The 11,817-nt window shown below is 32.2% G+C and carries 9 protein-coding genes; 1 reads left to right on the top strand and 8 read right to left on the bottom strand.

From position 1 onward, the window contains the following. Window positions 1-78: 78 nt before the first annotated feature. The 7 genes from BLE01S_RS16295 to BLE01S_RS16265 form a co-directional block, all read right to left on the bottom strand. Complete coding sequence (locus BLE01S_RS16295; protein WP_066144816.1) at window positions 79-930, bottom strand: sugar phosphate isomerase/epimerase family protein; 852 nt, start codon at window positions 928-930, stop codon at window positions 79-81. A 106-nt stretch (window positions 931-1,036) separates the two neighbouring features. Further along, window positions 1,037-1,924, bottom strand: coding sequence for a carbohydrate ABC transporter permease (locus tag BLE01S_RS16290; RefSeq protein WP_066144814.1), 888 nt, complete (start codon window positions 1,922-1,924; stop codon window positions 1,037-1,039). An 18-nt stretch (window positions 1,925-1,942) separates the two neighbouring features. Further along, the gene (locus BLE01S_RS16285; protein WP_066144811.1) at window positions 1,943-2,914 is read right to left on the bottom strand and encodes an ABC transporter permease; all 972 of its coding nucleotides are present in this window, start codon (window positions 2,912-2,914) and stop codon (window positions 1,943-1,945) included. Window positions 2,915-3,025: 111 nt separating this feature from the next. After that, complete coding sequence (locus tag BLE01S_RS16280) at window positions 3,026-4,516, bottom strand: ABC transporter substrate-binding protein (RefSeq protein WP_066144809.1); 1,491 nt, start codon at window positions 4,514-4,516, stop codon at window positions 3,026-3,028. After that, window positions 4,509-4,715 carry a hypothetical protein gene (locus BLE01S_RS16275; RefSeq protein ID WP_066144807.1) on the bottom strand — a complete coding sequence of 69 codons (207 nt, stop codon included), beginning with the start codon at window positions 4,713-4,715 and terminating at the stop codon, window positions 4,509-4,511. Before BLE01S_RS16275 ends, BLE01S_RS16280 begins: the two co-directional genes overlap by 8 nt. Window positions 4,716-4,802: 87 nt before the next feature. Next, a complete protein-coding gene (locus BLE01S_RS16270; RefSeq protein WP_066144804.1) occupies window positions 4,803-6,413 on the bottom strand; it encodes a response regulator transcription factor in 1,611 nt (536 codons plus the stop codon). Between the two features lie 81 nt (window positions 6,414-6,494). Further along, the gene (locus BLE01S_RS16265) at window positions 6,495-8,261 is read right to left on the bottom strand and encodes a sensor histidine kinase (RefSeq protein ID WP_066144802.1); all 1,767 of its coding nucleotides are present in this window, start codon (window positions 8,259-8,261) and stop codon (window positions 6,495-6,497) included. A gap of 585 nt (window positions 8,262-8,846) precedes the next feature. Between BLE01S_RS16265 and BLE01S_RS16260 the strand changes: the two genes are divergently transcribed. Then, window positions 8,847-9,269, top strand: coding sequence for a hypothetical protein (locus tag BLE01S_RS16260; protein WP_066144799.1), 423 nt, complete (start codon window positions 8,847-8,849; stop codon window positions 9,267-9,269). Between the two features lie 487 nt (window positions 9,270-9,756). On the opposite strand, the gene BLE01S_RS16255 is transcribed toward BLE01S_RS16260, so the two are convergent. Beyond that, window positions 9,757-11,691, bottom strand: a complete 1,935-nt coding sequence (locus tag BLE01S_RS16255) for a fructose-bisphosphatase class III (protein WP_066144797.1) — start codon at window positions 11,689-11,691, stop codon at window positions 9,757-9,759. Window positions 11,692-11,817 lie beyond the last annotated feature (126 nt).

The following is an 11,817-nucleotide window of genomic DNA, read 5'->3' as shown; positions in this document are numbered from 1 at the left end:
ATAGGCTTAAATGATTGATGCAACCTAATAATTAAAAGAAGTGTAAAGATCCTTCTTCACGTTGATTATAGACATGTTTTATACACTAAAAAACTTTGAAAGATACCTATAACTAATCTCTACACTTTCTATTTGATTTCTCTTCGTCCAATCCTGTTCAATAAAAATATACTTTGATTCAGGGTTGTTTCTAAACGTTTCTATGATACTTGGAATATCCATGATTCCTTGCCCCGCTTCCGTAAAATCAGCGATATTGCGTACCTTAATCATAGAGTCTCTGTTAAGAGGAGTATCATTTTCGATTTTCTGAAATAAATTAATTGTATCCACATCAGTGGATAAATCCTTTTGATGGATAAGATCGCATCTTCCACCCATTTTCTTTAAATATTCAACGGGGTCTACTCCCCCTCTTAGCGCCCAATAGGTATCGAATTCTATTTTCAAGAGGTCTTCATTTGTATTTTTAAGAATTAGATCTAACACATAGTCACCATCAAATTTTTGAAATTCATGGAAATGATTATGATAATAAAGTTGTAAATTATGCGTTTTAAGTAATGCTCCATATTTATTTAATTTTTCCGAAAAGGAAAGGACGTCTTCTTTATTTTTAAAATATGCAATTGCAATAACTAACGATTGAACCCCTAGCAATTTCGCATATTCAATTACTTCTTTTACTTTATCTACTTCTAAGTGTTCTTCTGCTATATGGGCAGAAACTGCCTTTAACTCTAGTCGGTCAAGTTCCTTTTTCAAACTTGCTGGTTCCAAATTACCAATAGTAGCCTTAAGATCATCACCATGAAAAAATAATTCTACATTTTTATATCCGATTAAAGCTAACTTTTCTAAAGTCCCAGTAAAATCTTTTTCTAGTTCATCTCTCACTGAGAATAATTGCAAACCAAACTCTAAACCCATAACATGTTACCCCCCCAATATTCTAAATATTTTGATCTGATTTTGAATTTTCTTAAAACAAAAACTTGACGATGGATACCTGTAATATCAAATGTTTTTATGTTGCTTATCCTTTAACCGCACCCAGTGCAATTCCTTTTACAAGATATTTTTGGAAAAATGGGTATGCTACGATGATAGGTAATATACCAACTACAGCAATGGCCATTCTTACAGAAGTGCTTGGAACTTGAGATGCTGCCTCACTTGCATTCGTACCTAAGCTGCCTTCCGATAGAAACTGTATGTCACTGAGCATCCTGTTTAGCATATTTTGGATACTAAACATTTTTGAATCTGTAATATATATAAGCCCGTTAAACCAATCATTCCAGTATACAATTGTTTGCAATAAACCAATTGTTGCAAGAATGGGTAAAGATAAGGGGAGAACAATAGAAAAAAAGGTCCTGAACTCTCCTGCCCCATCTATTCTAGCTGACTCTATAACAGGTTCTGGAATGGATGTTATAAAAAAGGATCTCATCAGTAATACATTGAAACCATTTACTAATAAACCTGGAACAATTAATGCCCAAATAGTATTTTTAACATCAAATACTTGAGTATAAACTAAGTACGTTGGAACAAGTCCACCATTAAATAATATTGTAAAGAAAACGAAAAAAGCTAAAGCATTACGATATGGCAAATCCTTTCTTGAAAGTGAGTAAGCAAGCATTGCCGTAATAGCTAAACTTGCAGTCGTTCCCACGATCGTAACAAGAATAGTAATTCCATAAGCTCTTAAAATATTCCCTGAATTATTCATCAAATATTCATATGCTGATAAACTAAATTCGGCTGGAATAAAATTATATCCTTCTCTTAAAATAAATTCTTCCGTAGTAAAAGATGAGGATATTAAGATAATAAAAGGAATGATACTAATAATTGCAAGAAAAGCCAAAAAAATATGTGAAACCATCTGGGTAATGCGGTTTGATGTTACCATTCTTTTATCACCTTCTCATTAAAATAATGCACTATCCTTATCTCTTACTCTAACAGCCCAGTTTGATAACAATACAAGTATAAAACCTACAATCGATTGATAGAGTCCGGCAGCTGCAGACATTCCAATATCTCCAAGCTGTATCAGACCACGATAAACATATGTGTCAATAACGTTTGTCGTATCATATATAGCTCCTGAATTCATTGGCACTTGGAAAAACAATCCGAAGTCCGAATAAAAGATCCGTCCAATTGCAAGCAATGTCATCATAATAATAATTGGCAAAATCAATGGAATCGTAATAAAACGAATCTGTTGCCACTTATTAGCACCGTCTAATGTTGCTGCTTCATAATATTCTCCATCAATTCCAACTATGGCTGCTAAATAAATGACACAGAGAAAACCTACACCTTTCCAAGTACTTACAAAAGTTAGGATATAAGGCCAATAAGATGCCTCAGTATACCAGGAGACTTCCTCTCTCCCTAACAATGGCAGTATTGTATTATTTAAAAAGCCTACTTCTGTACTTAGAAATGCATTTGCTAAATAACTAACAATGACCATAGAAATTAGGAATGGTAATAAAATCGCACTTTGATAAAAGCGAGCTGCAAATTTATTTTTAATCTCATTTAACATAATCGCTGCAGCTACAGCAAATATTGTATTGAGAATAATAAATAAACCATTATACAGAATCGTATTACGAGTAATAATAAAAGCGTCTCTCGTACTAAATAAGTATTTAAAATTATCAAAACCAACCCAATCACTACCTAATATTCCAACAGAATAATTTACATCTTTAAATGCAATAATTAAACCCAGCATTGGTAAATAATTGTTTAGAAGAAGATAAATTAATCCTGGTAACATCATAATAAACAGTGGTAGATACCGGATAAATTCCGCTTTTCTTTTTCTATACTTTGTTTTTGATAGTTTTTGATTTTTAGGATTTATTACTGAAACTTGTCCCATTGTGTATCCCCCCTCTTCAAAAAGAATAATTGACATTTGTATATTTAGATAAAATAGAGAACTTAAATTAGTTCTCTATTTTTTTGGTTAATCTATAACTTTATTATTTGGTTACTGGTTCTTTCTCCATTCATCAAGTTGTTTTTGCTTCTCTTCTAGAATCTTGTCTGAACCAGCAGCTTTTAATTTTTTATTAAATTCTGGCAAGGCCTTTTCTGGATCTAATGTTCCTGTTTCCAATCCTTTACGGTATTGTTCTAAAACATTAGCCGTTGCTGCTATCTCCGTTTTTACTGGTGTTGCATTAAAGCTAAATCCAAATGCTGGGGAAATTTCCGCACTTTCATTAAATACTGATAATTCTTCCCAGTACTCTTTGTCATTTCCTTCCCAAATATGAGTAAGAAAGTTGTTTCCAATTAACCATTGATTAAATACGTACTTACTTCCTTCTTCCAGTTGTACAGCAAATTCTTCCTCATTTAGCTCATAATGTTTATCTTCAATACCTAATGTCAATAAATTCATAATATCTGCATCAGTGTATAAAAGATTCATGAAATCCATTGCTTTTTCGGGATTTTCACTATTTTTTGCTAAAGACATCATAAAGCTTGTAGCTGAAGTAGTGAATTGATAAGGTGCCGTAACCCTTACAGCAACCATTTCACGTCCAGAACGAATTGTCTCTTGAGTTTCCAATCCAGGCTTCATATTTGTAAAATAACCAAATCCTTTACCGGATTTCACGATATTATAGCCAACTTCGTCAGAGGTAGCAGCATCTTTTATAATATAGTCAGCTTTATACCACTCTCTTGCTAAATTGACAGCATCTTTGTAAATTGGGTGTTCATATAAATTTTCAACTTTCCAGTTATCCTCTTTCATTTCTAGTACACCAATATTATCGCCCAATCGGTCAAAATGTGGATAAATATATGTTTCTACAGTTGATAGTAAATCACCCGTATTTACAATCGGATCTACGCCTGGTTCATTATCTTTTATAATCTTAAAGATTTCCCCCATATCTTCGATTGTTTTCACTTTAGAAAGATCGATATTATATTTATCCACTAAATCCTTTCTCATAATAAATCCGTGATCTGAGGCCCAGTCTCTTACACTTGGTACTCCATAAATCTTTCCATCGATTTTTGTTGCATTAATCATATGTTCAGGCATCTCTTTTAATATTCCCTTCCCATGTGATTCAAGCAATTCATCTAATGGAAGTAGCTGTCCCTTTACCGCTTGACTACCGTAATTATAAAATGATGATGAAACAATTAGATCAAGCTTTTCTGTACCTGTGAGCATGAGGTTTGTTTGTTGCGTCCATGCACCTCCACTGATAGGTAATAACGTAACATTTGCATTAATTTTTTCTCTCGTAATTTTATTAATTTCTTCTTGAACATTCTCCACATCTTCTATATTCGAAGATGCTATATAGGCCATTGTTATTTCATATGGTTTTTCACCATTTTCTTTTGATCCCGAAGTCTCAGACTCCTTTTTTGTCCCACATCCCGACATAACCATTATTGACATAATAAAAGCCGCAAATAATACTTTCACTAACTTATGTTTAGCCATTTAATATTCCTCCTAGCTTCGATGTTATTATCTTTCGTTCAACAATAACAAATTTTCTAACAATACACTTTTCATAATCCGACAATCTTCTTTCGTTTTTCAGACTTTTGACTAAATTACGTAAAAACTGAAAAATATAAACAGGGATTCTCCATTGATCCCCTTGTCTTAGACTAACCAATGATACTAGCATCTTCATCGTGTAGGCATTTACACCTAACAAGTAGGGATATTCTGGCACAACAAAAAAAAGTGCGCCCACATAGATTGGTACGCACAATTTAAATTACACAACTCTTCCAGTACATTTTTTTCGAAATTCCTTCGGATTCAGGCTAGTTGAGTTTTTGAATAATGTGGAAAAGTAAGAGAAATTAGTATAACCACATTCTAATGATATCGTGCTAATTGAAAGTTCCGTGTGGATAAGTAGTTGTTTAGCCTTTTCCATTCGAACTTGTTGCAAATACGCTGAGATGGAAAATCCAGTTTTCTTTTTAAAAATTCTTGTTAAGTAATCTGGATTTAAATATACATAGTTTGCAATATCATCTCTCGTTAATTTATGATTACTCATATGCTCTTCCATAAATTTCTTTACTTGGTCAATGACTGAATTACTATTATCTAGTTGTGGATGAGTCTGTTCCATTGTCAATTTTAATATAAATAGAATATGCTCTTTAAATTCTTCTACACTATCTATATTTTCAAGTCCATTCAGCAATAAATTATTGGAGAAAACTTTATTCGCTTCCAATCCTTTTTTCTGTAATAAATAAAAAATGATTTGCAAAAAATCCTGATAAAATAAATGAAAGGATTTCCATGTTACATTTAGGTCTTGAGTTTCCCATGATGTAATATACTCATGAATGTCAGCTAATAGCTTTTCCTTAGAGCCTGTCTTCATTCGTTCCATCCATACGGATTTCGGAAACTGAGGTATAAAATCCCCCTCATTATAATTATCTAATTTGATTGTTTTATTTTTATAGATTACATTATTTTTATCCAGATCTTTTAACTCGTTAATAACCGAAACAAGTTTATATAAAGGAGACTGTCTTCCTACATAAAAACACACATTATGGTTTGGGTATTTCTGGGATTGTGAGACGATGTGATCAAATAAGCTCGTCATATGCTCTTCATCTTTCATCATTTTAGTCTTTTGTATAATAAATAACAAATGGCTTGGTGATAATTTAATTATTGTCGTAGCTAGTTCACATTTAGTTACTTCTCTTCGGATAAAACGGATAAAATTTTTCTCATCTTTTGCCCTATTTAGGTACTTATCATTACTCGAAAAGCGTATATGCGCCATAACAGGTAAAAAAAGTGCATGCTCATCAAAACTCATATCATAACTTCCTAAGTATTCTTTCAAATCTTCATTTGATGAAGGGATCACTCCATCAATTAAGTTTTTCCAAAATGTTGTTTCCTGATTTGACCGATGTACTTTTTGGAGATTCAAATATGATTCTTCTACTTGATTCATATCTCGATTAGACTGAATTTTATTAAGAGCTTGCTTTATTTCTAATTCCAATTCATTATAATCAATTGGTTTTAAAAAGTAATTTAACGTTTTTAATTTTATAGCCTCTTTTGCAAATGTAAAATCAGAGTGACAGGAAATAAAAATGGCTTCAGTTTCAGAATAATTCTCCCTGACCCATGACAACAACTCAATACCTGACCCCTTTGGCATATCAATATCACTTAATAACAAATCAATATGATGATTCATAAACACAGACTGTGCTTGCTTTTTATTATGGGCAGTATATAAAGAAGAAATCCCTAACCCTTTCCAATCAATCCCTGCCACAATTCCTCTTACAGCATGGATTTCATCATCCACAATAAGCACATTAAAGTCTTTCATTTGCTTATCCTCCCATCCATTCCGTATATTAAACTTTGCTATGTGAAGGGTTGATAATTTTTCGGCTTTTGACCTAGCATATTAGTCCTGCATCGTATTTTTCATATGATTTTTTACACTATCTAAATCTCTTGGATTTAAGGGTAATTTGATTGTTATTGTTGCACCTATTTGATTTTCAAAATCAATACTCGCTTTATTTTTTTCATATAGTAATTCTAATCTTCTTCGTATATTCCAAATGCCAACGCGATCACCATCTTCTGTAATATAGGACTTGTCTTTATTTAGTAATGATAAGACCTCATCTGAAAAACCTTCGCCAGTATCAGAAATTTGTATAATAATATAATCATCCTCAGGTTCTCTTTGCCAAACTTTAATCATAATTTTTATCGAATCATCTAAGTTCAGTCCGTATTTGATTGTATTTTCTACGAGTGATTGTATGATTAACGGTGGCACTTTAACCCTATACCACTTAGGGTGAATATCCACATGATAGGTAAACGCATGAGGAAATCTTAACTCCTGTATTTTCAAATAATTTAATGTATGTTTCATTTCATCTTCCAATCCTACGAAATAAGAATTACTTTTAAACATAAAACGGAAATAATTCGATAACGATTGTGACATCTGTTGAATTAAAGCAAAATCTTTTAATGTCGCTAAATTATATATAATGTTTAAAGAATTCAGAAAGAAATGCGGATTAATTTGCAACTGCAGATGTTTTAATTCTGACTTTTGTAAGTTTATTTTCTGCTCATATCCATCGATTTTCAAATGATGGATATCCGAAATCATACGATTAAAAGAGTCGTTCATCATCTCAAATTCCGTTGAACTTTTTGTCTTAGGAAGACGTACTTTTAAATCACCTTTACGCAGCTTTTTCATTGCTCGAACTATTTGCAAAACAGGAGTAAGAATTATATTTCTCATCAGTACAACAAATAAAATTAACAATAAGATGGATCCAATTGAAATATATATTGAAATACGTTGAATAAAGGGCAATTCTTGAAGAATAACTTGTTCAGGTATTAAAGCCACGATATTAAAATCCGCATATGATGATGGCTCACTCAACACAATAAACCGATCATTTTTTCCTTTAATCAAGTAAGGGTGTAATTTATCCTCTAATTTGATCCCTTCCGTTTGAAGAAACTTTGTATGATTGATTGGGCTAAAATCAGATGTAGTTAAAATTGTTCTCCCTAACTCACCATAATTAATATGCTTGAAAGGTGTGATTAATTTATCAACATGTATCCATGCTCCAACAGAAATATCTTCATTTTGAATAATGTAAAGTAAATAATTTTTATGTTTCCCTTGCCAAAGTTTCCATTTTCCGTTAGGAATTCTTCCACTCTCTTTGTTTAATAATTGCTTTATTTCATTCGATATCTCTAATCTTTCCGTATAGCTATTACCAAATTTTTGTGTGTAAATCATATCATCGTAATATGGGGCATGAATAAACAAAGAATCAACTGGATGAGAAAAATTCGCCTGATTGGAAATCAATCTATACAGTCGAAGCTTTGCTTCTACATAATCATTGTATTCAGTATCTTTATTTTCCTGAAGCAATAAAAGATCTGCTTGATTGGAAAGTTGATATACAAAATCACCTATACTTTTCAATTGTTTTTCGATTTCATTCTTATGCAGATTTAACATTTTTTTATTGGATTGGGCAACTTGATTCCTTATGACATCAACAGAATAAAAACTATTAATGATAAGTATTACGATAAGGGGAACTAGAATGAAACAAATACTTAAAAATAACTTTACAATAAGTGAATTCCAAAATGATGAGTTATGAAACATAAATTGTCACCTTCACTGATGTCATTTTCCAAAAAGTCATTAAAGCTATATTACTCTTACTCATTATCTTTGATAGGAGAGAGTCGTAACCGATTACAATTTCAAAGCTATGTTTATAGACTTGGAATGAAAAATAAACTAGAGCCCAAATCGTTTTCTCATGGCAATTTATTAAGCCTAGCTACATCCTTCCATTTTAACTTATACTCTAAATTAACTCATATCAAAGGAAAAGAAGGCTCCATATCAAATTAGTTTACACCAAATATTGTCGATTCTCTAGGAAAAAAGTTAATTCCAATAGGACTTTCGAGATAGCAGACATAGTTTATCCTCCCTTTTTCGACATACAAAGGCAAATAATCTCTATCAGGCTAAGTATCTAACTGTCTTACTTTTAGAACTTTCTAGATCATACTTAAACTATCTACGAAATGTCCCTCCAACGTCACGATGCAGATAAAAGCATTGGAGGAAGGGCTTTGGTTTCGTCTCTTTGACCGATAATGGTACTATCGGTACTGGTATAATTCACCAGATAGAATTAAAATGTTATATCTATGTAAATAATTAGGGGGAATAAATTTGAATAATTTTGGTGAACTTTTGTATGCTGGTAAAACCGACAACAACAAAAATGGTTTTGTATTTGTTCTTTTGGGGATTCTGTCCTTTGTTGGCGCAAATTTTATCTATGCTAAGATGATGTTAATGGTTATTGGAGGCGTGTTTACACTCATCGGATTATACCTACTTCTATTTAAACGAAGTGAAGAATTTTCAATCTATGAAAATAAGATTGTTTTGACTTTAAATGGGCAAGAACTTTCCATTCCAAAAGAGCAGATTAGCCATATCGAATATCAAAAAATAAAAGTTAGAAGAAGTCCGGTCGTGAATTATTATCCAGTACTTATATTAAACGATCAAAACAAAGTGTTAATTAATAAGGCATTTAACTCCATTGTCAATCAAGATTTCAAGAAAGTTATTGAGTCATACCTTTGAATAGCACGATTCTAAAAAGAGGCAGTCATCTATTTTAGTAACTGCCCTTTCTTTATATAAATTTAATAGAATAAGGGACAAAGGCTTAAATTGATTGGTCTATTTTGCTAATGTCGGCAAAACACAGCGACTTCATTGAAACTTAATTTACATATTTTTTTCCCTTTCACTGTGAGTTCCAAGAAAACATAGTAAACATTAATAAGCCATTTTCAACATATCCTAAAATCAGTCCCCACTGGAAGCACCAATATCAACAACAATACTGTATCTTTCCATTTATTACACCATCTAATGTAATCGCCCACCATAATCTATCATACTAATAAAAATACAATAATCTATAACGTGATTCAACTAAATTATTATCCTTATTTGCAAAAGATGAATTACAAAAAAATGAGGAGATTTCTATAAATCCAAAGCTCTCATTTTTTATCATTAATGTGCTATCAACTTTTTAACCCCTTGGTTCAAATAATTAAATTTACTTCATATAACGATACTCCATCAAACTCTTTAAAGCAGAGACTTCCTTTAATAATTCCTTCCCAACGTTTGTTTCTAGCACCATTTTTCTTTCTACGACCTTGTCCACTAATCTCTTCACGGATAAAACATCCATGCCATTATGCAAGACATTTTCTTTGGAATTAAAGTGTTTATGGGCAACCAATTTCATACCAAATGAATTATATAACAGGGTATACCCCGCAATCCCTGTAGTTGATTGATAAGCCTTTGAGAAGCCTCCGTCAATAACAATCATTTTTCCATTTGCTTTAATTGGGTCCTCCCCTTCTATTTCTTTAACAGGAGTATGCCCATTTATGATATGACCATGGTCGGGATTTAGATTAAATTCTGTCAAAATGTCACGGCAGATTTCTTCCCTTTCCCGTAAATAGTAATATGGATTCTTATTCTCTTTATGAGCCTCTTTATCTTTAATAAAATACCTTTCAAAGGTTGTCATTTCCCTTTTGCCAAAGAGGGATGAATATTCGCCTGTCCATAAATACCAGACCATATCTGTCGAAAGATCATCGGTTTCTTCAGGATGTCCAAAAGCGTTTCGTAAATGAAGTTCAAAAACATCCAATAAATCTCGACCTTCATACTCTATATTATCAATCACCATTTTTTCCATATGTCCTTTATCATCTAAAGGAATACAGCCATGCAGTAATAGGTTCTCATTGTATTTCAAATATAGGCTGCCTTTCTTCATCAGAAAATTCATATGTCTAGCCAATTTTTCCGAATGCTGTACAGAAAATAATAATTTATCTATTACCTGCTGTTCCTCGATTAACAATTGACTGGGGTTTTCTGGGTCAACAGTTGCAAAACAAGTGTTTTCGAGCAGATAATTCTTTCCATGAATCACTATTTCGTTCTTATCATAATCAATTTTCTCAAGCATTAACCTTCCTGACATATTAAAAAATGGTCGTCTCTTAATGATAGGACTTTCAAGCTTGAACTGGATTATGGCAATTGCTTGATGAATTTTTGTGATTTGTAATTCTTCTTCCTCTGATAGGTTATTCCCAGAAGTTTTCTTTGGTCTAAAAGCTGAATTATCCTTATAGTATTTCTCAGCTAAATTTAGTAGTGGTCTAAGATTGATTCCATACACATCTTCAATAATATCCAAATTATTATACCTAGCACAGATTCGGATAATATTGGCTAGGCAAACTTTTGAACCGGCATACGCCCCTAGCCATAATACATCATGATTCCCCCACTGAATATCAACAGAATGATAATTAATGAGTGTATCCATAATTTTATCAGGCTCAGGTCCACGGTCATAAATGTCCCCCACTACATGAAGATGGTCAACAACCAATCTTTGCGTGCAATATGCAAGACCAATAATAAGTTTATCAGCCTGATTAAGAGAGATAATTTGCTGAACAACTTTAGTGTAATAAGGTTTCTTATTTTGGGACTCTTCTTCCGTTTTGTATAATAACTCTTCTATAATATAAACAAACTGTTCAGGTAATGCTTTACGTAATTTCGAGCGTGTATATTTTGAAGAAGCAAAAGAAATAAGCTTAATCATATGATTAATGGTTTCAGCATACCACCTGTTTAAATCCCGCTGATTATCAAGATTATTCTTAATTAACTGTAATTTATCCTCAGGATAATAAACTAATGTCGTCAATTCATTAACATTTTTCTCAGATAATACATCCTTAAAAAGTTCTTCTATTTTCTCTTTTACTCTCCCAGAACCATTTCTTAGTACATGTTGAAAAGATTGATATTCCCCATGTAAATCACTGACAAAATGTTCCGTTCCCTTTGGTAGATTCAGAATAGCTTCCAAATTAATAATTTCCGTAACCACTTTGTCTTCACTATCATACTTTTCGGCCAGCAATTCTAAGTACTTTTTATCCAAAGCGTGTATCCCCCTAAGTAATGCGAATAAATGCTATCTTTATAATTCCTTCCGATATCTTTTTGGTGCTACACCATATTTTTTGTTCAAAGATGATAAAAATAGCTGATATTATCATAGCCTATT

This window comes from Lederbergia lenta NBRC 16444 (genome assembly GCF_001591545.1).
In the GTDB taxonomy this organism is placed as follows: Bacteria; Bacillota; Bacilli; order Bacillales; family Bacillaceae_C; genus Lederbergia; species Lederbergia lenta.
Note: the sequence above shows the minus strand (reverse complement) of the source record. Positions and strands in the feature narration are given on the sequence as shown.

Excerpts from the sequence above, each read along its gene's own strand:
- BLE01S_RS16295 (WP_066144816.1), bottom strand. The coding sequence starts at position 930 with ATGGGTTTAGAGTTTGGTTTGCAATTATTCTCAGTGAGAGATGAACTA.
- BLE01S_RS16280 (WP_066144809.1), bottom strand. The coding sequence starts at position 4,516 with ATGGCTAAACATAAGTTAGTGAAAGTATTATTTGCGGCTTTTATTATG.
- BLE01S_RS16270 (WP_066144804.1), bottom strand. The coding sequence starts at position 6,413 with ATGAAAGACTTTAATGTGCTTATTGTGGATGATGAAATCCATGCTGTA.
- BLE01S_RS16290 (WP_066144814.1), bottom strand. The coding sequence starts at position 1,924 with ATGGTAACATCAAACCGCATTACCCAGATGGTTTCACATATTTTTTTG.
- BLE01S_RS16265 (WP_066144802.1), bottom strand. The coding sequence starts at position 8,261 with ATGTTTCATAACTCATCATTTTGGAATTCACTTATTGTAAAGTTATTT.
- BLE01S_RS16275 (WP_066144807.1), bottom strand. The coding sequence starts at position 4,715 with ATGAAGATGCTAGTATCATTGGTTAGTCTAAGACAAGGGGATCAATGG.
- BLE01S_RS16285 (WP_066144811.1), bottom strand. The coding sequence starts at position 2,914 with ATGGGACAAGTTTCAGTAATAAATCCTAAAAATCAAAAACTATCAAAA.